The following is a 24,071-nucleotide window of genomic DNA, read 5'->3' as shown; positions in this document are numbered from 1 at the left end:
GGCAGCACGCCACAACCCGCCCGCCCTTTGCGCCGCCGCGCAGGGAGGGCGGGTCAGCCGCTCCGTCAATCCACCAGCATCAGCGCGTCGAGCGCGACCACGCCTTCGCCCATGGGGTGCAGGATCACCGGGTTGAGATCGATCTCGCGGATCGATGGCTCGGCGCGCAGCACCTGGCCCACCTTGACGATCAGCGCGGCCAGGGCCGGCACGTCCAGCGCAGGCGAGCCGCGATAGCCGGCCAGCAGTGCCGCGCTCTTGAGCTGCATGAGTTCGGCCTCAACCGCTTCCTGCGTCAGGTCGGCCGTCAGCAGGCGCACGTCCTGAAGGATTTCGGCGGTCACCCCGCCAAACCCGGCCAGCACCACCGGCCCCCATTCGGGATCGTTCTTGGCACCCACGATCATTTCCACGCCGCGCTTGCCCATCGCCTCGATCAGCACGCCATCGAGCGTGATCGCCGCATCATAGGCCGCGACATTGGCAAACATCCGCGTCCAGGCGGCGCGCACGGCATCGCCATCGGCGAGATTGAGGATCACCCCGCCCGCATCGCTCTTGTGCCCGAGCGCCGCCGCCTGTGCCTTCATCGCCACGGGATAGCCCATCGCGTCCGCTGCGGCCACAGCATCATCGGGCGTCGCGGCAAACTGTCCCTTGGGAAAGGCCACGCCGGCAGGGCCCAGCAGTTGCTTGGCCTTGTATTCGGGAATGACGCCCGAAACATCGGCAAGGCCCGCTACCGGCAGCGCTGGCGCATCGGTGGTCGTCAGATCGCGGGCAGACCAGTGCGTCAGGCGGGTGATGGCGCGCAAGGCGCGCTCGGTGGTGGGGAACCACGGCACCCCGGCCGCCCGCAGCGCGGCAACGCGCTCGGCAGGAACCTGCGCGCCTTCGTCCAGCCCGGCAAAGATCAGCGGCTTGCTCAGGGTCTTGCCTTCGACCGCCGCAAGAATGGCGGGGAACTTGATCGCACAGGTAATCGCCTCGGCCTGGATGATCCCGGCCAGAACCGTACCGACGCGGTCGTCGGCCAGCAGGGCGTCGAGCGTGCGGGTATAGATCGCCGGCTCCGAAAGGCCCTGCGCGGTGATGTCGAGCGGGTTCGACACCGGCACGAACGGCGGCAACGCGGCGCGCAGTTCCGGCGAATCCTCATCATGCAGCGCGGCCAGTTCCAGGCCGAGTTCTTCCGCCAGGTCGAGCGTCAGCGCCTTGAATGCGCCGGATTCGCCCAGCACGGCCGCCTTGCCCGAAGGCGCGATCGGGCACAGCGCCGCGATCTCGGCAATATCGCCCAGTTCTTCCAGGGTTTCGGCAAAAATCACGCCGGCGCGCGCGACCATCGCGCGCATCAGCTTGTAATCGCCGGCCATCGCCCCGGTGTGCGTGGCCGCCGATTCGCGCGCCGCGCTGGATTTGCCGGGATGCAGCAGCACCACCGGCTTGCCCGCCGCCCGCGCGCGACGCGCCGCGGCCAGAAAGCGCTGCGGCTTGCGGAACTGCTCGACGATCATGGCAATGGCGTGGGTGTCGGGATCGTCGACCAGCCAATCGACATAGTCCTCCACGCCGCTCGCTGCCTCGTTGCCGGTCGACACCGAATAGGAAACCCCGCATTCCCGCGCCAGCAGCATGGTGCCCAGCACCGCCGCCATCGCGCCCGATTGCGAAACGATGCCCACCGCGCGCCGGCCGGCCGGCGGCACGGCATCGGTTTCCACGAAAGTGAGCGGAATGCGGTCGACATAGTTGACCAGGCCCAGGCAATTAGGGCCTTCCACCACCATGCCCGCCTCAGCCGCCAGCCGGGCAATCTCGCGCTGCTCAGCCAGGCCCTCTTCCCCGCCTTCGGCAAAGCCGGCCGAAAAGATCACCACGCCACCCGCCTTGCGCGCCGCCAAGCTGCGCACGGCATCGAGCACGCCAACGCGCGGAATGGCCAGCACTGCCACGTCCACCCCTTCGGGCAGGGCATCGACGCTGGCATAACAGGGCCGCCCGCCGATTTCGCTGCGCTTGGGATTTACCGGATAGATCGCCCCGGCATAGCCATTGCGATCCAGGTTGCTGAGCAAAGTAGCCCCCAGCGCGCCGGGCTTGTCGGACGCGCCGACCACGGCCACCGATTGCGGACGCAGGAAACGGGCGATCGCCTGATGCGAGAGAACGGGTTCAACAGCCATGACATCCTCCGAATTTCGCTATGACTTATAACAATCAGCGAAGCGCGGCAAGCGGCGAGTGCGCGACTGGCCCAAAGGCCATCCACCGCAAACGCCGGAATGATTGGTGAGCCCGGGGTTGACGAAACCCGACCGCCCATGGCAAGCGCGAAGCCTGGATGCGGGCGGGTATAGCTTAGTGGTAAAGCCCTAGCCTTCCAAGCTAGTTATGCGGGTTCGATTCCCGCTACCCGCTCCAGAGCCTCCTCTCAGGGGGTCCCAAGACGGCCCGTAAGCGGCTGTTTTTTACAGCTTTTTGTGGGTATAATGTCCCGGCAGATCCGGCGATGTTTCACCCAATATCAGAACAAAATGGGCACATTGATGGACCTGCAGCCAACCGAGCTGAAGGGAGGTCCATCAAATGGGCGAACGGAAATCAGGGCTGACGGCATCATCGGTCGCGCGCGCCAAGCCGAAGGACAAGGCATACAAACTGTCCGACTATGACGGTCTGTACCTTCTGGTGAAGCCGACCGGCGCACGGTACTGGCGCATGAACTACCGCTTCCACAACCTGCAGCGGACGGTGACCTTCGGGCGCTATCCAGAATTGCTGCTTGCCGATGCCCGGCAGCGACTCCTCAACGCACGGCGTCTGCTGGCAGATGGCATCGACCCGATCGATCATGCGAAGCTCAACAAGATTCAGGAATCGATCTCGTTCGCCAACACGTTCAAGACGGTCTCGGACGAATGGCTGGAAAAGGTCCAGCTGGAGGAGAAGGCCCCAGCCTCGATCAAGAAATATCAGTGGCAGTTGGGGCTCGTCATGCCGTCCATCGGCAATCGTCCCATTGCCAAGCTGACCGCGCACGAGGTGCTGCTCGCGCTGAAGAAAATCGAGCGCACCAGGAAATTCTACACTGCCACCAGCGTGCGCGCGACCTGCAGCCAGGTGTTCCGCTATGCCATCGCCACGGCGCGCGCCGAGCGCGACGTCTGCGCAGATCTGCGAGGCGCCTTGGTAACGCCCAAGGTCGTACACCGCGCCGCGATCACCACGCCGAGGGAAGCCGGCGCCCTCCTTAGGTCGATTGAGGATTACGAGGGCGACCACCAGACCCGAGTCGCCATGCGTCTTCTCCCCCACGTCTTTGTGCGGCCCGGTGAACTGCGCCATGCTGAATGGAAGGAGTTTGATTTTGAGCGCAAAGTGTGGATCATCCCGGAGCACAAGGCAAAGATGCGCCGGCCCCACGCCATACCGCTATCGCGGCAGGCCTTGGCCATCATCGGCGATATCGCGCACGATCCGACCTACAGCATCTACCTGTTCCCCTCGCTACGCTCGGCCACGCGCCCGATGTCCGACAACACCATCAATGCCGCACTACGCCGCATGGGTTACGGCAAGGACGAAATGACCGCCCACGGCTTTCGGGCGATGGCCGCGACCTTGCTCAACGAAATGGGCATCTGGAATGCCGACGCCATCGAGCGCCAGCTTGCCCACGTCGAAGCCAACGCCGTGCGACGCGCCTACACGCGCGGCCAATACTGGGACGAGCGCGTGCGCATGATGCAGCACTGGTCGGATTATCTCGATAGCTTGCGTGACGGAGCCAAGGTGCTGCGGCCGAATTTCGGCAACACAGCGCTCGGCTGATGGCAATCAGCCGCGAACTTGCGGCCGGCTCCCGATCGGCGACATTCGATAAAGCGCTCGTGAACCGCTCGGCCAGGCGGTTCGCCAGAGCTCGTCCGATAATTGCTGGGCAGCGAATATCGGCTTATCAGCGAACATACGCGGACAGAGGCCGTTATTCGTCGGGCACACGACCCCACTTACGCATTGCGATAGCCGAGACGATGCCATCTTCAAGGCTGTGCTCGCAAGTCGGTCGCTTTAGCTTCTCGTCCACGGCAAGCGCAAGACCGCCCCACATGACGTGCGACAAGCAATCTGGCAGTTACGCAACCACCTCTATGTGAAGTCGCAATCGGGTGGCAGTGCTATCGGACTTCGTCGACCCGATAGAACATGGGATTGCGCATCCATTCGCGGATAGCGGATTCGCGCCAGCCGGTGCAGCGCGTGGCGATGCGCACCTGCTTGGGAAACGTCCCCGCCTGGATCTTGCGGTAGAGAGTGGCGCGGGTCAGGCCGGTGCGATCGAGCACGGCGTTGAGGCGAAGAATACGGTCCGGCGGCTGTTCGGTCATGGCTTGGTCTTCCTGTGCTGTGGTTGGTTCTCTTGCTCCTTCGCTGTGAGATTTGCTGGCTTGCGGTCGGCGTCAAGAGTGCCGAAAACGGTGCCAATGCGCTGAATCTACGCCTGATTACGCCAGGGCCGCCGATCTTACTCCGGGCTGCGAAAAAGAATTTTTGAGGGTCGTGCAGATTGTGTCTCAGGCCGTCTCGGCCTGACCGCGCTCTCCTTCCGCTGCGCTCCAGCCGAGCAGGCGCTGCCGTCTCGTCGGCATGGCCGGTGCGATCGCTGACACTTGGCCCGGCCTTGCTGGCCGGCCCTGTCGGTCCGCCTGTGGCTGCCCTCCGATCGTCGCCGCGCTCCTTGTGCGCGGCGGCATTTGCCTCGGCTCCGTAGGTGACGGGGGGCGTCACGGCCCTGTAGCCCCGCCGCGGCGGGCTGCAACCCGGCCCGCTGCGCGGGTCCGGGTGCTCCACGCTGTTGCGCCCTTCGGTGCACCCCGCCGCCTGCTGCGGGGCTGTCGGTCCGCTCCTGCCGCCCCCCGCCACCCCGGCGCCGGGCCATGGCGGTTTAAGGAGCTTGAAGATCATGAGCACCGTGAACACGAGCGAACGCCAGTCCCTCTATGCCGAGGTAACCTCCCGCATCATTGCCGAACTCGAAGCCGGGCGCCTGCCCTGGGTGCAGCCCTGGGACGCCAGCCGCTGTCCCTGCACGCTGCCCCACAATGCCGGTTCCGGTCGGACCTATTCGGGCATAAACATTCTCGTTCTCTGGACCTCTGCCATCGAGCAGGGCTTTTCCTCGCAGCGCTGGCTGACCTATCGCCAGGCCGAAGCAGCCGGGGGCCATGTCCGGCGCGGCGAGAAGGGCACGGTGGTCTGCTATGCCGATCGCTTCACCCCGCGCGAGGAAGCCGCCAAGGCCAGGGACGAAGACCGCGAAGCGCGCACCGTGGCCTTTCTCAAGCGCTTTACCGTGTTCAACCTCGACCAGTGCGAGGGCCTGCCCGAAGACATGATTGCCCCGGTGGTGCCGATTGCGCCCGAGCTGGCGATTGCCGGCGCCGATCGTGTGATCCAGAACAGCGGGGTAACCTTCCGCATCGGTGGCGGGGAAGCGTTCTATTCGCCCACCCATGACGTGGTGCAGGTGCCGCCACAGGCTGCCTTCCTCGAGCCGATCAACTGGTTCCGCACGGCATTGCATGAGCTTGGCCATGCCACAGGCCACAAAAGCCGGCTGGACCGCGACCAGACTGGCGAGTTCGGCTCTGCGTCCTACGCAAAAGAGGAACTTGTTGCGGAAATGGCCAGTGCCTTTGCCTGTGCAGCGCTGGGCATTGTGCCGACGGTGCGGCATGCCGATTACATCGGGGCCTGGCTCGAAGTGCTGTGCGCCGACGAGAAGGCAATCTTCCGCGCGGCCAGTGCGGCCAGCAAGGCGGCCGACTTCCTGCTGGCTTGCGGGGAGGACCGGCCATGAGCTTACCTCTCCCACCCGAATGGGGCAAGCCCGTCCTGCCGACTCTGTCGCCGCGCGCGTTCTGGCGGCGGGGCCAGCGCGGCCTGCGCCGCATGACCAAGCGCCAACGGGCGATCTTCGCAGCCGTGCGCTTCGAGGGTGCCAGCTATGTCGAGCTGGCCCAGCGCTATGGCATCAGTGTCGAGGCCGTGCAGGCCGAACTGGCCAAGGCCCTCTCCACGCTGACCCGCGCGGTCTATGGGCACTGGTGGCAGCGCTGGTGGCCGTGGTGAAAAATTCAGGCCGCCCGATGACTTGCCATCGGGCGGCCATCGCGACAGGGTGCCGCTATCATGCGCAGCGATCTCGACCATCTTCCCGCCAGCAAGCAGCGTGAGCTGGAACGCGTGGTGCAGATCGTCTTCGAGGAATTCGAGGACGCGCTGGCCCTGGCCTCGCACGAGTGGAAGAAGAAGGGCCGCATTCTCAAGGTCATTCTCTACGGCAGCTATGCACGCGGCGGCTGGGTCGACGAGCCCCACACCGCCAAGGGCTACCAGTCGGACTATGACCTGCTGATCATCGTCAACGACAAGCGCCTGACCGACCGGGTCAAGTACTGGGCCAAGGTCGACGACCGGCTGATGCGTGAGTATGGCATTGCCAGCACGATCAAGACCCCGGTCAATTTCATCGTCCACACCCTGCAGGAGGTGAACGACGGGCTGGCCCATGGGCGCTACTTCTTCATGGATGTGGCCCGCGATGGCATCGCGCTTTACCAGAGCGACGACACCGAACTGCATCAGCCCAAGCCGAAGACGCCGCATGCGGCGTTGGCCATGGCGAAGGAGTATTTTGAGGAGTGGATGCCCAGCGCGCAGAGCTTCATGCGCGGGTTCCGCCATGCCGTTGATGATGGCGACCTGAAGAAGGCGGCATTTGATCTCCACCAAACCTGTGAGCGTCTCTACCATTGCGTCCTTCTGGTCGTGACGTTCTATACGCCCCACGTCCACAATCTCGGCTTCCTGCGCACCCAAGCGGAGCGGCTGGACGTTCGCCTTGTCCATGTCTGGCCCAGCGACAATCGCAAGCAGCGGGCGATGTTCGAGAAGCTGAAGGAAGCCTACGTCAAGGCGCGCTATTCCAAGCATTACCAGATCACCGAAGAGGAACTGGCCTGGCTGGGCGAGCAGGTCGAGGAACTGGGCCGTGTCGTTCATGCCATCTGTTCGGAGCGCATCGCGCAGCTGGAGGCGACGGCGCGGCAGGCGGGTTGAGGAATAGCTAGTGCGTTGATTTCGAGCATCGAACGGCTTTTCATCCGCATGGTCCAGACCTGGGACAGTCCGGGCGTTCCCGCCAGCTCGCTAAATGTCGGCTTCCGGCGCGAGCGGCCATTCACGCGCGCTAGGCGGCTTGAGTTGGTCTCCAGCGGCCACCGTTGAGTGACGAACATACCTGCTGTTTACAAAAACTGGGCGTTTCGAAGGCGTCATTGGGCAAGCAAGCCAATAAGATATTAGGCTGGTTCTCCAGCGGCCTTCCATTCATGCATCGCCCGGATGAGCTCGACAGTGGGGTATTCGCGAATGTCCTCCTCGGATGATCCGGCAGCGAGTTCGCGCTCCCAGTACCATTCCTGAAAAGCCAGATACTTCCCTTGGATCAGAGCCGATCCGACTGGTTGGGCACCGGCCTGTGCAATCAACCAGGTGCGAACGTGGCGGACCGCACTTTCGTGATCACCGCCGTGCGCATGGATGTCCCAGCCTGCGATGTCGGAGAGCGCCCGCTGATAATCATAGCGGGTGTGTTCAAGAATGAGGATTCGCTTCTCCGATAAAGGGGGCGGCCCGAACCTGCGACACGCATGGTCCAGACCGAGTTCGAAAGGCATGTTCAGGCGCGCGAACTCATTCGCTGCTGCAGACTTGCATCGGCTCAGGTCATGAATGCCGTACTTTGATCCCCGGATGAGGTCGGCAATGCGATCGAGCCGCGCTTCGCCGTTGTCGGCATTCTCTGGCGCCAGCCTGGGGAAGAACCCCATGTAGACGATGCAGAACGCTACCGCCTGCAGGACCGGCGCGAAATCTTCATCGAAGGGGCAATTGATGAAAACGGAGCGCTCGAAGGGTGGCGGCAAGGTCAGCCCCTCGGCGGATGCGGGTCGTTTCCGTAAGAGTTTCTCTCTCTGATCCGGCCATCACGACCATGAATATATAGTTCAGTCTTCTGGTTCTGCGCAATCTTGGTCGCGGCTGCGATAGCGTCGGCCTGCGTGGCGTGAACGCTGGTGGCTCTCGAAGCGCCCGCTTTCTTCACTGCCCATCCGCCGGAAGAGCTCCGAACCACATGCTGACCCTGCTTTGCCATCGTATCTGACCTCCGACGTCTAAATAGCAGCACGATAGACCAGTTGCTAGGTCCAGCGAAAACCAGTGCTCCGAAATCTCTTGCGCCTGAATGTGCCCGCAGCGTGAAGATGGCTAGTGCCTCTAGGGAAGGTCACAATGCCGATAACCTCGCTGCTGCAAGATCGATGCTGGCCTGAAAGCCGTGGCGTTCGAGCATGTGCAGGAGGTTAGCGCCGTTCATGAGGGTGATGGGCTTGCCGGTGGCAAACTTATAGGCGTCAGGGCCGTAGTCCGCCGTGGACACAAGAATGCCGCGCGACGCGCCCTCATTCATGATCGTGCCGTACAGATCCCGCACCGCCGACACGCCGACAGTTCTGGTGTAGCGCTTAGCCTGGATGACGATCTTGCCGCCGGTGATCGGATCGGGATCAAACGCGATGGCATCGACCCCTCCGTCGCTGCTCGATTGCGTGACCTTCACCTCGCCGCCGCGCGCGGCGAACTCCTTTTCGAAGACCTCGCGGACGAGGTGCTCGAAGTCTTCCCACGAGATCGCAGCCAAATTGGTACCCTGATCAAGTGCAGCGCCGACTTCCCGCGCCTCGATGAACCGGCGGTCCTCAGTATCGAGTTCCATGACCGGCGCGATAGGCGCGAGCGAAGCAAGTGATGATGCCGAGACGCCTTTCAGCGATTTGAAACAGGCCTTGGGATCGACGCGCGCAAGATCGATAGCGCAGAAGGATTCCCGGTCAACAAGCAGCGACATCAGGCAGCTACGCTTCTGCAGACCGCTCGCCGGCTCGATGAATTCGACAAAGCCGTTGAATAGGATTGCATCGATGTTCCCGACCTCATCAGCCTCGAACAGCTCATGGATCGTGCGCAAGCAGACCTGATAGGCGACAGATTCGAAATTGGCTTTCCTGTCGCGATCAGAGATGAAGCTCTCCTTCAGTTCACCCGTCGCCTTCACGAATTTCACGGCCTTCGTCGATGGCAGGACGTCGATTGATGGCAGATCATAGGCAAGCTTCATGAGCTTGCGAACACGATCATACTGCAAGAGGTAGGACTTCTCGAAGAGACCATCATAGTCTGATCGCTCCAGCACAAGCGAGGCATGCTCGATAACGGCCTCCTCTTCTCCGCTCGCAACCTCAGCCGCAAGCTGATCGACGAGGGCATGCGACGCTGCCTGCTCCGCCTTGAACGCATCTTCTTTAGCTTTGTGTTCATTCCAGAAAGCCTTGCGCCGCTCCTCCCATTGGGCAACCCCGTGAGCCAGACGAACTTTTCGCCGGTCCTCTGCATCCTTCCATTGCTGCATGGCAGCTGCATGGTTTGCCTCTGCTTCAGCAAGAATGCCGGCCTTCTTACCGAGGATAACCTGAAAGAAACCGACCTTCGGTTCCGCATATTTCGGCTGGGGTGCCGGACTGCTCGATGGCCTGGGCTCCGGGAAATCCTTGGGATACACGTATGCGGACCGATCCTTGAGGGTCTCCCAGTCGATCTTGTCGTCGACCAGAGTCGTATGCGTAAGGATGCGGCTCAACGATTCCAGCCTAAGCGTCGCTTCGGTTGTCAGCTCATCGGCAGCAGCTTGGCCGGAAAGCAGGGATTGCCGCTTGAGGTAGCTCTCGTATTTATCATCCCAACTGGCGATCAACGCATCGAGCCTGCTCTGCAGGATGAAGATTTCAGGCGCGCTGACCTCCTTGTGGAGGTTCAGCTTCTTGTGCCGCACATCGATGTAGTACCGCAGGATCCGGTCGCCGCGTGCACTCCATTTCGTTTGCAGCGACCCCACCGCGATGTTTTCGAGATTGGTCGAATTGATCGTGATGTGTGTCACAGCCGCCCCCTTTATGCCCGAACAGACAGACTCCAACAAAGAGCCGGATGTCGCGTTCAGATCAAGTGCCATGACCTAGTTGGTTAGCTCAACACATGACGCGGCGGCGTCGGCGCGGACCGGCGTTGATTGGAACGTCGGGCATTCGCTTCCAAACTGCCGGCGAGCGTTATCTGATAGATGCCGCAATCAGGACTGACTCATCCGTGTTTGTGCTCGTTCGCGTCGTAAGGCGGCACGGCAAGTTTCGGCAAAAGGAGACATTCATTCGGTCCTGGCGACCGGCCGAATCTGGTCGCCAGCTGTCCCTCGGAAGAGGGGCTCACGTCATTGCAATCGAAGCGCTAGCGTAGGACGCGATCTTCCTCCAGCCCAGCGTTTCGTAGAGCGCCTGACCATCGCCGGTGGCGACCAGCAGTTCGAAACTGTCGAGATCGCGCCTAGCCTCATGCAGGGTCTGCATGAGGACATGGCCCAAGCCTTTCCGACGATGCTCCAGCTCTGTTACGATCCGGTCATAGACGAATACGCCATCCGTCTCGGCCCCATAGCCGCTGGCGGCCAAGATGCCGGTGTTTGTGGCAATGCGGACCGACGTCACGGCGCCAGACTGCTCGACCGCGATAGCGTATCCGTCCGCGAGTTGTCGGCGGGGCATTTCGCCATTAGCACGCATCACGTGGCTGGGCGCATGAATGGTCCAGTGTGCCGGCAGTGCGGCACGCAAGGCCTCTGCCGTGTCGCAGACCTTCACGAACTGGCGTGGTTGATTGATCGAACGACCAACGTCCTTGAGCCCATCACCAATGCACGGGAACACCCAGCGGACAGTTTCCGCTTCCGATCCAGTATCGACACGGAAACCGCCATGCTCGGGCACTGGCATGCGCAGCCCACGTGCCAGCGATCGCGCGGCGAGCCAAGCATGCAGCAAGTGCGGATCCAGGCCTGCGCTGTTCATCATGCCTCGCACGTCGAATTGTGCCTTTCTGGATGGCCATGCCGTGGAGGTCTGCCAGTCCGCTTGGTATTGTCGCTGGCCGTCAACCGGCTGCCTTGTGGCCCTCGTCGATCGCATCGACCAGCATCGCCGCCAGCGACTCTTCTGCGCGGGCGCGTGCCGCCGGATCCTTGGCGGCCAGATCGTTGTGAAGCCACTGCGGCGCCCGTTCGATGACGCTGAGAATGCGGGTCTTGCTCTTGTCGTCCATGCATGTCCCTATGGCGACGCGGCTGGCGTGGGGCGACGTGCTGGCGACGGGTGGTGGAACGCGCGTTGCCGGCTGCTCAATCCTTGGCGTCGGCATCGGCAAAAGCTCGCTGTCCCCGCCGCCGCCACAGCATGAGCTGATTACCGGTCTCGTCAGTTCGCAGCTTCGCCGCTGCCTCGACCAGCAGCCCCAGGATGACGGCGCGATCGTCATCGGTCAGTTCGACAATGCCAGCCTTGGCAATCAGCCCACCCAGCTCGATTAACTGCCGCGTGCGCTCGCGCCGCTTCACCTGCCAAGCCCGCGTGTCATGGCGCGCCTGTTGCAGCGCCAGGCGATGGCGAGCGCTGGTCGTGCGGCGCTGCTGGTTGCGCGTTGTCGCCAGCGTGTTGGCCAGACGGCTGTTCGGCCCGCTCACCAGAAAAGAACGCGGCGCCGCGTTTGCGCCATACCTCCCGTCGTTGCGGATCGGTGATGACGGCAATCGACAGCAGCGCGCCGGCCAGCTCCTCAATGGGCATTGCGTTGGCGCCGGTGGCTTCGACCAGTTCGCCCAGCTGGCTCTGCTTGCGCGCCTTGAGTTGCTTCGCTTTGGCGGTAAGCGCCTTGAGGTCCTCGTCATAGTTGCGGGGCTTGCGCATGTTTGGTGTCCTGTGACGGCGGTCTGTTGCGCCGCGAGGCCTTCCAGTTATCGGCCTTGACGATCAATGCCAATTCCCTGAAACCTCATGGGATTCCGCCGTCCCGAAATTGATGAAATCTTTTGAGGGCGCGCTTATACGTCGTGCCGACGTGCGCTTTTAGGCGTATCTGGTGTGTCGCCATGGCGATCTACCACTTCTCGGCCAAAGTTGTTTCGCGCGGTGGCGGCTCGAGCGCCGTGGCCGCCGCGGCCTATCGCTCGGCCGATCGGCTCTATGACGAACGGCTCGATCGGCACCATGATTTCTCCAACAAGACCGGCGTCGTGCACAGCGAAGTCATGCTGCCCGAAGGCGCGCCGGAAGAATGGCGCGACCGGGGAAAACTGTGGAACGACGTCGAAGCGGTGGAAGTGCGCAAGGACGCACAACTCGCCCGCGAGATCGAGTTCGCCATTCCGCGTGAGATGAGCCAGGCCGATGGCATCGCCTTGGCGCGGGACTTTGTGCAGAAGGAGTTCGTCGACCGGGGCATGGTGGCCGATCTCAATGTCCATTGGGACGTGGGGGCAGACGGCCTCGCCAAGCCTCATGCCCATGTGATGTTGGGGATGCGCGAAGTTGGATCGGATGGCTTCGGCGCCAAGGTGCGCGAGTGGAACAAGACCGAGCTCTTGACCCACTGGCGCGAAGCCTGGGCCGAGCATGTCAACGAACGGCTGGCGCAGCTCGATATCGACGCGCGGATCGATCACCGGAGCCTGGAGGCGCAGGGCATCGATCTTGAGCCGCAGAACAAGATTGGCCCGGCCGCCGCGCGCATGGCACAGGAAGGTCTGGTGCGCGAGCGGCTGGAAGAGCATTTTGCCATTGCCAGGAGCAATGGCGAGAAGATCCTCGAAAACCCCGGCATCGCGCTCGATGCCATCACGCACCAGCAGGCGACATTTACCAGCCGCGACCTCGCCACGTTCGTGCACCGGCACAGCGAGGGGAAAGACCAGTTCGACGCCGTGCTGGCGGCGGTGCGGGGCTCGCCCGATCTGGTGCGCTTGGGTCCTGACGGACGCGGCGAGGAGCGCTTTACCTCGCGCGCCATGCTCGAGACCGAACAGCGGCTCGAGAAGGCCACGGCCAGGCTCGACGCGGAGCGCTATCATGGCGTGCCGGCGCGTCATCTGGCGGCGGCGCTGAACCGCGCTGAGGCGCGTGGCCTGATGCTGTCGGTCGAACAGCGCCATGCGCTCGCGCATGTCACCGGCGCTAGCGGTATTGCCAGCGTCATCGGCTATGCCGGGACCGGCAAAAGCGCGATGCTGGGCGTTGCGCGCGAGGCTTGGGAGAAAGCCGGCTACGATGTGCGCGGCATTGCGCTGTCCGGTATTGCCGCCGAGAACCTGGAAAACGGCTCGGGCATTGCCTCGCGCACCATTGCCAGTCTCGAGCACCAGTGGGCGCAGGGCCGCGAAACGCTGAGGCCCAATTCTATCCTGGTGATCGACGAAGCCGGCATGATCGGCACGCGCCAGATGGAACGCGTGGTCAGCGAGGCAGAGAAGCAAGGCGCCAAGGTCGTGCTGGTTGGCGATCCGCAGCAGCTCCAGGCGATCGAAGCCGGCGCCGCCTTCCGCAGCATGGCCGAGCGGCATGGCGCGGTGGAAATCACCGAGGTGCGCCGGCAGGCCGAGGAATGGCAGCGCGATGCCACGCGGCAGCTCGCCACCGGCCGGACGGGCGAGGCCATCGAAGCCTATAACGCGGCCGGGCTGGTGGTCGAATCACGCACCCGCGAATCGGCGCGCGATGCGCTGATCGAGCGCTGGGATGCCGATCGGCAGGCCCATCCCGAGGCCAGCCGGCTTATTCTCACCCATACCAATGCAGAATGCGATGAACTGAATGCGCAGGCCCGGGATCGTCTGCGCGATCATGGCACGCTGGGTGCCGATGTCGCGGTCGAGACCACCCGTGGCATGCGCTTGTTTGCCGAGCAGGACCGCATCATGTTCCTGCGCAACGAACGCGAACTGGGTGTGAAGAATGGCATGCTGGGCACCATCGAGCGGGTTGATCGCACCGGCATGGCGGTGCGGCTCGACGATGGCCGCGCCGTGGCGTTCGACCACAAGGACTATGCCGACCTCACCCATGGCTACGCTGCCACGGTGCACAAGGCGCAAGGAGCGACGCTCGACCGTGTCCATGTTCTGGCCACGCCAGGGCTGGATCGCCATGGCGCCTATGTCGCGCTCTCGCGGCATCGTGATCATGTCGAGCTGCATTACGCCAGGACCGACTTTGCCGACCGCGATCGGCTGGCCGCGCGGATGTCGCGCGATCGGTCCAAGGATATGGCGCGCGACTACGCCGGCAAGGAGCAGGAACGCAAAGCCGAGCCGGCGCTACAGCCCCCAGCCAGCGCAGAACAACCCGAGCGCAGGCAGGGTCGCTTTGCCGGGTTGCGGCTCAGCGTGCCCAGCTTTGCCAGGCCGCCGGTCCAGGACCAGCAGGCACAGCGCGATCCAACGAAGCCGGCCTTGGCAGCCGCGCAGCAGATCGATGCCAAGCCCAGCCTCGACCAAGCAGTCGAGCGCTATGCCCGCGCCACGGCGGAGATCGACCGCATGACCAGACAGCAGCTCCCCGCGCTCGAATACCAGAAGACCGCGCAGGCCCGCGCCGCCCAGGCGCTCGATGCACTGCCCGGCGGTAGCGCGCGCGATCTCGACACCGCCTTCCAGCGCAATCCCAGCCTCATGGCCGAGGCCTCCACCGGCCGCACCGGCAGTGCCGTTCGCGCCATGCAGCTCGAAGCCGAGATCCGTGACAATCCCGAACTGCGCGCCGATCGCTTCGTCCAGTCCTGGCAGCAACTCCAGGCCCAGCGTGGCAGTCTCACCGGCAGCAACAACCGCGAGGCGCGCCAGCAGGTGGAAGGCCAGATGCGCGCCATGGCCAAGGGCCTGGAGAAGGACCACGAACTGGGCAATGCCCTCAGCAAGCGGGGGAACCAGCTGATCGGCAAACAGTGGTCGCGGGAATGGTCGCCGGGCGTCAGTGGCCATGACATCGGCGATGCCGCGAGGACCAGGTCGATCGCCCAGCAACTGACCCACTCGCTTGAGCGTGGGCGTGACCGGGGGATGGGACTATGACCAACAATTCCGCCAACCGCGCAAACGCCCAGGCCGACCTCGACCGTCCGGAAGTGGCGTTCGAGGCCATGACCCACAAGCTTGCTGCCCTCGTTGCCGCTGTCGAAGGCTTTGCGGCCCGGCAGCAGGAACTGCATAGCCGGGACTACACCGAAGACCTGGCCCGCATCCATGCCTGCCAGGACGATGCGGCGGCCGCGCTCGAGACGCTGGCCAGCAGTCCCGCGCTGCAGCTGACGCCCGAGGCCATTGCCGGCCAGATCTACCATGCCACGGCCAGGGCCAGTGAGGTTGAACGACAGCACTTCGGCGCTGCGCGGATTGACCTGGATCGCACCGTCCTCACGATCAACGACATCGTGCAATCCATCCTGAGGGGGCTTCAGCAACTGCGCTGGCTGGGTGTCGCAGCGGCCATCGGAGTGGTAACGGGCTTCTTGTTGGGTTGGGTTGTTCCGGACGTCGTTGACCGGGCGGTGCCAGAAGGCTGGCATTGGCCAGAGGAGCGTGCGGCCAGCCTGCTCCAGCGGGATGGCTGGGCGACTGGGGAGCGCATGCTGCAGGTGTCCGATCCGCAGCGGTGGCAGGCGTTGCGGGAAGCTGCCAGTGTTTGGGCGAGCAACGTTAAGGCGCTGGAGGCCTGCCAGCAGCGTGCAGCGAAGGCCGGAAAGGGCGTGAACTGCTCGATCTTGGTGGGCGGACCGCAAAGGTAGGGGCGGGTCTGGTTTCGTCTGGGATGGCGGACAGTCTGGTAAGTCCGCTTCAGGACCGCGAAAACAGGATAGCGGCCATTCAGATGCGCTGACGTCGAGGGCAGCTTTACGACCCAAACTTGATCGTTCGCCATGGTGGACGCGAATGTCTGCTTTTTGTGAGAGCGGCCATTCAATCACGAGGGAAGGATTTGTTCTGCGCCCCAAGTTCGACGGATTAGCGGAGCAATAGCAAATCCTGGAATATGCCGTTTGATTATCTGGTTCCGACGCGCAGGTAGATCGGATGAGTTGGTACTCAGCCGGAAGCGAGCGATTGAAGCCTGGTTTATATGGGAGCCGCCGCCGTGTCGGGCGCTACGTGCGCCCAATATTCAATTGGGCCGGGATCTCCCATGTTCTGAGCGACTTCCTGGACTTGCTTTAGGGTCGCCATCGCCGCGTCGCCATAGATGAGGTAGATCGCGCGTTGATAGCCGAACTCGTTGACGAAGAATGACAGCGTCTCGAGATCCTTAGCGATGCCGGCCATGCTGGCGCGTTCGCATTTGACCTCTATCACCGCAAAGTTGCCCGCCATATAGCCGGGTTTATGCACGAGGAGATCGGGCTTGGGAAACCGATCACGCAGCTCGATCATCTTCGGATGCCTAGCCTTATCGACCTCGCCATTAAGATAGAACGGTGTTTGCGCCGGCCAGCGCAGGCGCATTTGGTGATACAACTCGTAGCAGTAGACACGCTCGCGATAGACTGGATCGCCACCGTCGAGGTTCAAATAGAAGTAGTCGGAGCCGACACCTGCAGTCGCCTGCTCTAGGATGGATGTAAGCTCTTCCATGTGCAGGTTCATAGCATAACTCGGTAGGTCGGACAGGCCTTGACATCCTTACCGCCCGTAAGCATATCTTACCACCTGTAACGATGGAGAGTCGCGATGGACGTAAATGTCATCAAAACCAAATTGATCGAGGTGCTGCAGACCGTGCAGTCCCTAAGCGGGGAAGAATGCCCTGAGATCGATGGCGGTACGAAGCCCGCCGAGGCTCTGCCGAAATTCACTAGCAAGGTGTGGCCGGTCGCTGCGGGGATGCTAGGCATCGCGCTCGGGAAATCGATCCCGTGCGAAGCCAATATCTTTGTCGATGAGGATACGAAAGCACCGCTCGCAATCAACCAGACCGTCGCGCTCGTCCTCAAGATCCTGGAAGAACAGGAGACGCAAGAAGCCGAAGAGGTCGGTGCGGAATGACCGACGCCTCACCCGACAAGACTGCGACGATCCCGACACGCCTCCGCGCTGCGCGCGAGGCGGCTGGCCTCTCACAAGGGCAGGTCGCTAAACTAATGAACATGCACCGTCCGACCATTTCGGAAATGGAAGCTGGCAATCGCCGGATTACGGCTGACGAACTCGCCAAGCTCGCTGACCTCTACGACACCAAATTGTCCTGGCTGCTGGGCGATGCGCCCGAACGCGCCGCGACCGACGATCCCAAGCTGCAGCTCGCTGCTCGCGAGCTCAGCAAACTCAAGCCCGATGACCTCGACCGCCTCCTGAAGCTCATCGCCGCGATGAAGTCCGACGATGACGAGAAAGGAGCCTAACCCATGAAAGCGCTTGCCAAGACGATGATGCACAACCGCCGCGCCTTGGCAGATAAGGCCATGAAGGCAGCGATCAATGCGCGGCTGAAGGCCGGCAAGGACCTGATCAGCCCGGTCTGCATCTATTCGGTTGCAGAGGCGCACGGGGTTCGCGTGACCTTCAACGATATCAACATGGAAGGGATGTATCAGCGCGGCTCGCCGCCGCGGATCCATCTTTCTAGCAAGCGCCCGTTGCCCCGCCGCGCCTATAATTGCGCGCATGAGCTGGGCCACCATCTCCTCGGACATGGCTCGTCAATCGATGAGCTGCGTGAGAACCAGTTGGTGCGCCCGTGGGATGTGCCCGAGGAATATAGCGCCGACACGTTCGCGGCCTATGTGCTGATGCCGACGCTGGGCCTGCGCAATGCGTTCGCCGTTCGCGGTCTGAAGCCGGAAATCGCGACGCCGATCGATATCTACCGCATCGCCTGCTTGTTCGGGGTCGGCTACTCGACGCTTGTGACGCACCTGCTGTGGGGCGAGGCAATGATCAGCCGCGCACGCGCGGATGAACTGCGCAAATTCACGCCGCGCACGCTGCGCGCGCACATCCTTGGTTCGCTGACGCCGAACCCGCTCATCGTCGCCGACGAGGCATGGGGCGGCCATGCGATCGATGCAGAGGTCGGACATCTGCTGCTCCTCCCGTCCGGCACCGTCGCGCACGGCGATGCGGTTGCTCCGGTTGCCGATCTGGAAGGCGGGCGCCTGTTCGAGGCCAAGCGCCCCGGGCTGGTCCGCATCGATCGCCCGGGAACGGACTGGGCCGCTTTCGGGCGCATTGCGCGCACAGCCTATGTCGGCCGCGCCGAATTCCGCCATTTGGAGGATGATGCAGATGAGTAAGGCATCCGGACCGGCGAACCCGGAACCGCTAATGATCGCGGCCAAGAGTGTGTCCGAAGCTTATGCCCGGACCCTGCTTCACATCATGAGCCATCCGGGCAAAGAAATTGCGCCGCTTGTTCTGACGATTGAAGGCTTTGACCAGGGTTATGATATACCCGAAGACCTGAAAGTCCGCACAGCGCTCGACAATTTGCTCAAAGCGAAGAAGTACCGCGATGTGGAGAACGTCGCCTATACGATCTTCCCGCAGCGCCTCTGGACTATGGCCCAAGGGGACCGCGCCAAGCTGTTCGAGTTTTACAGAATGGCGTTTCCTGCCTATCGCGCAGCCAACCCCCGGCTGAACGGTAGAGGCCTCTATTTCGAGCGGCTGATGATGTACGGCCGCGGCCCTTGCGACGGCAACCAGTTGGAGTGGATTTTGAGTCAGTACGAGAGCCGTTCCGGCGTGCGCCGGTCGATGTTGCAGGCAACCACCTTCGATCCGGAACGGGATCACAATGGAACGGCGCGGCTGGGCTTCCCTTGCCTCCAGCATGTGAGCTTCATTCCGGTCAAGGCTGGTCTCGTCGCGAACGCCTTCTACGCCACGCAGCAGCTGTTCGACAAAGCATACGGCAACTATCTCGGCCTCGCCGAGCTCGCCGCCTTCATGGCGCATGAGATGGGCATTCCGCTAGCGCGTCTCAACGTGACGATCGGTGTGGCCAAGCTGGAGCGGATCACCAAAACCGACAGTGCCATGAAGCCGCTGATCGAGGCGGCCCGCGCCTGTGTGGCACCGCCGGCTCCGGCGGCGCAGCGGCCATCGCCATCACTTCAGCTCGCCGCGCAGCCGGCTTGACCCGACATGACCAAGACCGGTACCCCGAGCGGTCGCAAACGCGGCCGCCCTGCCAATATTCCCGCAGCGACGCCGCAGACCCTTGCCTTCGACTATCCCGCCGCGACTGCGCCGGCCGCGCCAACGATCATTTCAAGCCATCTGGCGCCAGCCAAGACAACGGCTGTCTACGATAGCTATTGGCGCTTCGCGGCCGAACGGCAGCGGATATTCTATCGCCGCGCCCTCGGCAGCCCATGGCCGTGGACCGATAACCCGGTCATGGCGGTCTTCAAGTTCACCAACGCCTACCGGGCGTCGGACCGCGTGAGCCAGTATCTGATCCGCCATGTGATCTACCGGGAGGATCTTCCGGCCACGATCGATGAGGTGGTTTTCCGCATCCTGCTGTTCAAGCTGTTCAACAAGATCGAGACTTGGGAAAAGCTCGAAGGAGCGCTCGGCTCGATCTTGTTCGCGGACTATCGGTTCGATCGATACGACGAGGTGCTGTCCAAGGCGATGGCCGAGGGGCATCGGGTTTATTCCGCGGCCTACATTATGCCGCCAGGTAGCTCTGCGTTCGGCCACAAGGCCAAGCATCAGAATCATCTCAAGCTCCTCGAGATGATGATGGCGCAGTCCTTGCCGCAAAAGCTTGCATCGGCGCGCACGATGCAACGCGGCTTCGAGCTGCTGCGCAGCTATCCGACGATTGGCGATTTTCTCGCCTATCAGTTCGTCACCGACGTCAATTACAGCGAAGTCACCAACTTCTCCGAAATGGATTTCGTGATCCCGGGACCGGGCGCGCGCGATGGCCTGCGCAAATGTTTCGCCGACACGGGTGGATTGAGCGACGCTGAACTGATCCGCTTGATGGCTGATCGGCAGGAGCAAGAGTGCGCGCGGCTCGGCCTCGAATTTCCGTCGCTTTGGGGGCGGCCGTTGCAGCTTATCGATTGCCAGAACCTGTTTTGCGAAGTCGATAAATATGCCCGCGTGGCGCATCCAGAAGCGACGGGTCTCACCGGCCGCACGCGGATCAAACAGAAGTTCGCGGCGCAGGCCCAGCCCATCGAATTCTGGTATCCACCCAAATGGGGTATCAATGATCGTATTGCCGCGGGTGCGGTGCCGAACGAAGCCTTTGAGGCAAGTCGGCCGGGCGCTGCGAATACGCAAGAGGAAAGCGTCTAGGCCGGGAGCATCGCCATGGATCTAAAAGCCTATCAATCGCAGGCGCTGCTGACCGACCAGGTGCCGGGAACAAGCGACGACGAAGCCGCGACGGCGCTGATCGTGCCGATGCTGGGTCTAGCCGGCGAAACCGGACAGCTACTGAGCGAATATAAGAAACACTTACGCGATGGTGCCGCGCACCGCATGTTCAAGGAGCGAGTCGGTGAAGAACTTGGCGACCTGCTTTGGTATATCGCCAATGTCGCGAGCAAGTTCGGTCTCGACCTCGATCAGATCGCCGAGAAGAATCTGGACAAGGTGCGCGCGCGGTTCGCGCCCACGAGCGCGCAGGCGCCGCAGCACGATGCCGAGTTTCCGGATGTGGAGCGATTGCCGCGCCAGATGATCGTGCGTCTGGTCGAAGAGCCCGGGACGGGTCCGAGACCGAAGGTGCGGATGACGATTAATGGCGAAGGGATCGGCGCGCTCCTTGGCGACAATGCCTATGATCCCGACGGCTATCGCTTTCATGATGTTTTCCACCTCGCCTATGCGGCGATCCTTGGTTGGTCGCCGAACTTGCGGGCGTTCCTGAAGCGCAAGCGCAAGAGCCGCCCGCTGCTCGACGAAGTAGAGGACGGAGGCCGAGCCCGGATTATCGAGGAAGGGGTGTCCGCCTTGGCTTTCGATTATGCGCGCGTGCATAGCTTTCTCGATGGCGTCACCGAGATCGACTATAGGTTGTTGCGCACGATCCAGAGCATGACGTCACATCTTGAGGTCGGTAGCGCCACCGCGGCCGATTGGGAGCGCGCGATCCTGGATGGCTTTGCGGTCTGGCGACAGGTTCTCGCCAATAACGGCGGCGAGATTGCAGTCGATCTCGACGCGCGCACGATCAGCTATTTGGGGCGCTCTGATCTCCAAGAGCGATGACGCTGGCCATAGCCATGTCGCCTTCATGGCTGGTGCTGACCAGCCAGGAGACGATGCCAAGGGCCTCGGCGCATGTCTTCGCTTTGCCGTGCAAGGCGATTGTGGGAGCGCCGGAAGGCGAAGTCACGACCTCAATGCTTAGGAAGCCGACCCCGCCAGAGAAGCCCGTGCCGAGCGCCTTCATGACGGCCTCCTTTATGGCAAGTCGCCCGGACAGACGCGCGGCGCGATCGGCGCCAGTCCCGGCAGATTCCTGTTCGTGGAGCGTGAAGCATCTGGTCAGGAGCTGATCGGTCGGATCGGCGAGCAACCGCGCGGTGTGGGCGATGTCGACCAGATCGACGCCGTGTGCAATCATCAAGGCGCGATACTCCAGTCGCACATCATAAGGTTGCTGACAGTTTGGCTACAAGCAGGTTGAGATGTCGCTTCCTCATTCCGCTGGTTATAGTCGCAAAATGATAAATTCCATTCGCTTCCTGCACATCACTGACACCCATATAACGGGGGCCGGCGTTCCACTGAAACGTGATGATTTTAAAGAAAAAATACCCGGCATCGAGCAGACTACCCGCGAGGCCGCGCTTGAACTCGTGTTTGAACGGCTGAGCGAGCGTCTTCGCCGCGATGGCGATGTGCTCGATGCCATAATCTTTACCGGCGACGCCACGCTCAAGGGCGATGAAGGTGGTCACAAGGCTCTCCTTGACCTCTTACTCAAGCATTTCGCGTCCGTCGGCATCGCGCCGCAGAACATTGTTGCGACCCCAGGCAATCATGATGTTCCAAAAGGAACTGAACCGGGATCGGAAGATCGCTACCAAGCATTCGTCAATGTCTGGCGAGCCGCAGGGTGTGTCACGCCCTGGTTAGACGGCATCGACGAAACAAGAACCGTGACGCCAGGGATACACCGCCTCGTTGGTCCTGACGCTCGCTGGGCGATTTATCCGATTAATAGCGCCAACTGGTCCCATGTGAATTCCATTCTCCCCTCGCCGCTCAATGATATTTGGGATGAGGTTCATACTCTTCTGGCGAAGCGCGATGCAGAAAAGGCGGCCGCGCTGCGCAAGCAGTTTGATGACCTCGCGCAGTTCGACATGGCTCGCGTATCCGAGGCCCAGCTCGAAGAGCTTCGTCGTATCGTTGGCGACACGCCGTCCAGCGCCGGAGGCCACCAGATCCGCATAGCAGCGTTGCACCATCACCTCCGGGCTCCGAGCCTTCGCGAAGAGGTCAAGGCCTTCGCTGATTTCACCAACCTCGCTCTGCTGCGACAAACGCTGCGCGAACGGGCGATCGATGTGGTGATGCATGGGCACAAGCACGAACATGCTGCCAGCTTCGATCATATCTATAGCGAGGAAGGGGGGGAGCCGCACAGAACGTTAGTACTCTCGGGTGCAACATTTGACGATAACCGGGGCAGCGACGCGGCGCGCCTAGTTACGATTCACGACATGCCTTTCGCGCCAAGGTTGGCGACTGCGCCGGTTTCAATTCTGCGCGGCGGTACCGAGTTGAAGATCGGTAATCCTCAAGAGTTCCGTTTATGGTCGCTAGATCACCGACCCGACGGCCCGGTGGTTATACAAGGAACGGACTTTGAGACCGTATACCATCGCGCGTGCGAGCTTGCGCTTGGAGAGGCGAAGCGCGGGACGCTGATAACACACCTCGATCTTGACGCGGATCGAGCAATCTTGCTGCCAGCCACATATCCTCTTCCCGAGTCGATGACGGAGGTGGAGCGGCAGACCTGGCTTGATGAGCTTGTTAGCTGGTGGCAGATGGATCGCTCTCAGCTCGATCAGCGTATTCCCTTCATCCATGGAAACCGGCTGCGCCGATTTGCCGGCAGGATCGACCAAATCGATCGCGTCCGTAAGATGCTGGCTAAGAAAGGGAGCAGTCGTGCAGTTGCGACGCTGATCGACCCCGCAAAGGATTTCGAGCCTGACGGTGATGACGAGGCATTCGCCTCGTTCTGCCTCGTGCAGTTTCGAAAGCGAGAAACCGCTGCGAGCGCTGCGATCGACATCGTCGGCTACTATAGGGCGCAAGAGTTCGCCCGCTGGTGGCCAATCAACGTGGCGGAACTACGGGCTTTGCAGTTATCGGTCGTACGCGGCAGTCGAATGACGTGCGGTCGGATTACAACGATTACAGCCGAAGCGCGGTCCAGCGGAAAATCGCCGACGCAAGTTGCCATGCCGGTAATAGATCGCTGGCTCGATCAGTATCCTGAACGGCTTTATGTACTAGCCAACTCCCTGCTTGGTGCAGGCGACAACCTGCCCTTGCGATCTCTGGTCGTACGAGAGTGGTTTCAGACCCTCGACGACTTGAAAGAAGCTACGGAGCGGTTCAATCCAGACGGTGTTCCGATCGCAATAGAGGGCCTTCAGGCTCTCGCTTCCTACCTCAAGGCCAGCGATGCGTCAGGTGACGCGGCCGTGCTTCTCGACGCGCTCAATGGCCTGATCAATGCGAACCGCTCGTATTCCGCAACTCCACAGTTGTACGAGGACTTTGAGCGCTGGGGTGCTGCAAGCTATCTCTCCACGGTACGCAATACCAGTTTCAAACTGCTTGGATGAAAGCAGATTTAGTTTGCCGTGGTCCCAAAGCCGGCTGTCAGCAATCGACTCGGTTGCGTCATGTCGAGGCGGTCGGGCAAACAAGGAATGTTGGGTCCGTGACACAAGCTGCTGTTTGGCACATCACTTGGGAACGGTAGCAAAGTCGAAGGGTTTCGGACGCCGGCAGGCGTACGAAAGTCTTACAAGTACGACCCGCGGTGAGGCTCGCACAGGTCTATGGGTAAAAGGGCTTTGGT

At 62.1% G+C, this 24,071-nt stretch carries 24 protein-coding genes and 1 tRNA gene; 14 read left to right on the top strand and 11 right to left on the bottom strand.

Translation table 11 applies throughout. The features are described 5' to 3' along the window. Positions 1-65: 65 nt before the first annotated feature. Positions 66-2,186, bottom strand: a complete 2,121-nt coding sequence (locus FHW97_RS21310) for an acetate--CoA ligase family protein (protein ID WP_171799692.1) — start codon at positions 2,184-2,186, stop codon at positions 66-68. A gap of 164 nt (positions 2,187-2,350) precedes the next feature. Between FHW97_RS21310 and FHW97_RS21305 the strand changes: the two genes are divergently transcribed. Both FHW97_RS21305 and FHW97_RS21300 read left to right on the top strand, forming a co-directional pair. Then, positions 2,351-2,424, top strand: a tRNA-Gly gene (locus tag FHW97_RS21305). Between the two features lie 165 nt (positions 2,425-2,589). Next, the gene (locus FHW97_RS21300; protein ID WP_168353324.1) at positions 2,590-3,834 is read left to right on the top strand and encodes an integrase arm-type DNA-binding domain-containing protein; all 1,245 of its coding nucleotides are present in this window, start codon (positions 2,590-2,592) and stop codon (positions 3,832-3,834) included. Positions 3,835-4,181: 347 nt separating this feature from the next. Here FHW97_RS21300 and FHW97_RS21295 read toward each other — a convergent pair whose 3' ends face one another. Beyond that, positions 4,182-4,391 carry an AlpA family transcriptional regulator gene (locus FHW97_RS21295; protein WP_062788806.1) on the bottom strand — a complete coding sequence of 70 codons (210 nt, stop codon included), beginning with the start codon at positions 4,389-4,391 and terminating at the stop codon, positions 4,182-4,184. A 575-nt stretch (positions 4,392-4,966) separates the two neighbouring features. Between FHW97_RS21295 and FHW97_RS21290 the strand changes: the two genes are divergently transcribed. The 3 genes from FHW97_RS21290 to FHW97_RS21280 are packed head-to-tail and all read left to right on the top strand — an operon-like array spanning position 4,967 to position 7,125. Beyond that, the gene (locus tag FHW97_RS21290; RefSeq protein WP_168353325.1) at positions 4,967-5,863 is read left to right on the top strand and encodes an ArdC family protein; all 897 of its coding nucleotides are present in this window, start codon (positions 4,967-4,969) and stop codon (positions 5,861-5,863) included. Continuing rightward, positions 5,860-6,135, top strand: coding sequence for a sigma-70 region 4 domain-containing protein (locus FHW97_RS21285; RefSeq protein WP_253941923.1), 276 nt, complete (start codon positions 5,860-5,862; stop codon positions 6,133-6,135). The genes FHW97_RS21290 and FHW97_RS21285 overlap by 4 nt, the downstream gene beginning before the upstream one ends. Positions 6,136-6,195: 60 nt before the next feature. Further along, positions 6,196-7,125 (top strand): nucleotidyltransferase and HEPN domain-containing protein, encoded by a 930-nt coding sequence (locus FHW97_RS21280; RefSeq protein ID WP_171799691.1) that lies wholly within the window; start codon positions 6,196-6,198, stop codon positions 7,123-7,125. A 242-nt stretch (positions 7,126-7,367) separates the two neighbouring features. On the opposite strand, the gene FHW97_RS21275 is transcribed toward FHW97_RS21280, so the two are convergent. From FHW97_RS21275 to FHW97_RS21245, 7 genes are all read right to left on the bottom strand, one after another. Beyond that, on the bottom strand, positions 7,368-7,994 hold the full coding sequence (locus tag FHW97_RS21275) for a hypothetical protein (protein WP_168353342.1): 627 nt from the start codon (positions 7,992-7,994) through the stop codon (positions 7,368-7,370). 2 nt (positions 7,995-7,996) lie between these two features. Continuing rightward, complete coding sequence (locus FHW97_RS21270; RefSeq protein ID WP_168353341.1) at positions 7,997-8,224, bottom strand: DUF2188 domain-containing protein; 228 nt, start codon at positions 8,222-8,224, stop codon at positions 7,997-7,999. Positions 8,225-8,356: 132 nt separating this feature from the next. After that, complete coding sequence (locus FHW97_RS21265; RefSeq protein ID WP_216647787.1) at positions 8,357-10,138, bottom strand: restriction endonuclease; 1,782 nt, start codon at positions 10,136-10,138, stop codon at positions 8,357-8,359. A gap of 250 nt (positions 10,139-10,388) precedes the next feature. Then, positions 10,389-11,030 (bottom strand): GNAT family N-acetyltransferase, encoded by a 642-nt coding sequence (locus FHW97_RS21260; RefSeq protein ID WP_253941922.1) that lies wholly within the window; start codon positions 11,028-11,030, stop codon positions 10,389-10,391. A gap of 79 nt (positions 11,031-11,109) precedes the next feature. After that, positions 11,110-11,277, bottom strand: coding sequence for a DUF6771 family protein (locus FHW97_RS21255; RefSeq protein WP_168353340.1), 168 nt, complete (start codon positions 11,275-11,277; stop codon positions 11,110-11,112). 76 nt (positions 11,278-11,353) lie between these two features. After that, on the bottom strand, positions 11,354-11,569 hold the full coding sequence (locus tag FHW97_RS21250) for a conjugal transfer protein TraD (RefSeq protein WP_168353339.1): 216 nt from the start codon (positions 11,567-11,569) through the stop codon (positions 11,354-11,356). Positions 11,570-11,585: 16 nt separating this feature from the next. Beyond that, positions 11,586-11,918 carry a conjugal transfer protein TraD gene (locus FHW97_RS21245; RefSeq protein ID WP_168353338.1) on the bottom strand — a complete coding sequence of 111 codons (333 nt, stop codon included), beginning with the start codon at positions 11,916-11,918 and terminating at the stop codon, positions 11,586-11,588. 182 nt (positions 11,919-12,100) lie between these two features. Here FHW97_RS21245 and traA point away from each other — a divergent pair, with 182 nt between their 5' ends. Next, a complete protein-coding gene (traA, locus tag FHW97_RS21240) occupies positions 12,101-15,073 on the top strand; it encodes a Ti-type conjugative transfer relaxase TraA (RefSeq protein WP_168353337.1) in 2,973 nt (990 codons plus the stop codon). Further along, complete coding sequence (locus tag FHW97_RS21235) at positions 15,070-15,786, top strand: DUF6118 family protein (RefSeq protein ID WP_168353336.1); 717 nt, start codon at positions 15,070-15,072, stop codon at positions 15,784-15,786. Before traA ends, FHW97_RS21235 begins: the two co-directional genes overlap by 4 nt. 328 nt (positions 15,787-16,114) lie before the next feature. Here FHW97_RS21235 and FHW97_RS21230 read toward each other — a convergent pair whose 3' ends face one another. Further along, entirely contained in the window at positions 16,115-16,639 is a 525-nt protein-coding gene (locus FHW97_RS21230) for a methionyl-tRNA formyltransferase-like protein (protein WP_171799690.1), read from the bottom strand. A gap of 84 nt (positions 16,640-16,723) precedes the next feature. On the opposite strand from FHW97_RS21230, the gene FHW97_RS21225 reads away from it, so the two are divergent. The 6 genes from FHW97_RS21225 to FHW97_RS21200 are packed head-to-tail and all read left to right on the top strand — an operon-like array spanning position 16,724 to position 21,229. Continuing rightward, on the top strand, positions 16,724-17,038 hold the full coding sequence (locus FHW97_RS21225) for a hypothetical protein (RefSeq protein WP_168353334.1): 315 nt from the start codon (positions 16,724-16,726) through the stop codon (positions 17,036-17,038). Next, positions 17,035-17,394, top strand: coding sequence for a helix-turn-helix domain-containing protein (locus FHW97_RS21220; protein WP_168353333.1), 360 nt, complete (start codon positions 17,035-17,037; stop codon positions 17,392-17,394). The genes FHW97_RS21225 and FHW97_RS21220 overlap by 4 nt, the downstream gene beginning before the upstream one ends. A gap of 3 nt (positions 17,395-17,397) precedes the next feature. Then, positions 17,398-18,285, top strand: a complete 888-nt coding sequence (locus tag FHW97_RS21215; RefSeq protein ID WP_168353332.1) for an ImmA/IrrE family metallo-endopeptidase — start codon at positions 17,398-17,400, stop codon at positions 18,283-18,285. Beyond that, positions 18,278-19,132, top strand: a complete 855-nt coding sequence (locus tag FHW97_RS21210; protein ID WP_168353331.1) for a thymidylate synthase — start codon at positions 18,278-18,280, stop codon at positions 19,130-19,132. The genes FHW97_RS21215 and FHW97_RS21210 overlap by 8 nt, the downstream gene beginning before the upstream one ends. Positions 19,133-19,138: 6 nt before the next feature. Beyond that, positions 19,139-20,311, top strand: a complete 1,173-nt coding sequence (locus FHW97_RS21205) for a nucleotide kinase domain-containing protein (RefSeq protein ID WP_168353330.1) — start codon at positions 19,139-19,141, stop codon at positions 20,309-20,311. Between the two features lie 15 nt (positions 20,312-20,326). Continuing rightward, positions 20,327-21,229 (top strand): nucleoside triphosphate pyrophosphohydrolase family protein, encoded by a 903-nt coding sequence (locus FHW97_RS21200; RefSeq protein WP_168353329.1) that lies wholly within the window; start codon positions 20,327-20,329, stop codon positions 21,227-21,229. Here FHW97_RS21200 and acpS read toward each other — a convergent pair. Continuing rightward, positions 21,192-21,587 (bottom strand): holo-ACP synthase, encoded by a 396-nt coding sequence (gene acpS, locus FHW97_RS21195; RefSeq protein ID WP_253941925.1) that lies wholly within the window; start codon positions 21,585-21,587, stop codon positions 21,192-21,194. The genes FHW97_RS21200 and acpS overlap by 38 nt on opposite strands. Before the next feature lie 100 nt (positions 21,588-21,687). On the opposite strand from acpS, the gene FHW97_RS21190 reads away from it, so the two are divergent. Continuing rightward, positions 21,688-23,832, top strand: coding sequence for a metallophosphoesterase (locus FHW97_RS21190; protein ID WP_168353327.1), 2,145 nt, complete (start codon positions 21,688-21,690; stop codon positions 23,830-23,832). Positions 23,833-24,071 lie beyond the last annotated feature (239 nt).

Origin of the sequence: Novosphingobium sp. SG754, assembly GCF_013149315.1 — a bacterium.
Taxonomy (GTDB): Bacteria; Pseudomonadota; Alphaproteobacteria; order Sphingomonadales; family Sphingomonadaceae; genus Novosphingobium; species Novosphingobium capsulatum.
This window is presented reverse-complemented; position numbering and strand designations above follow the sequence as displayed.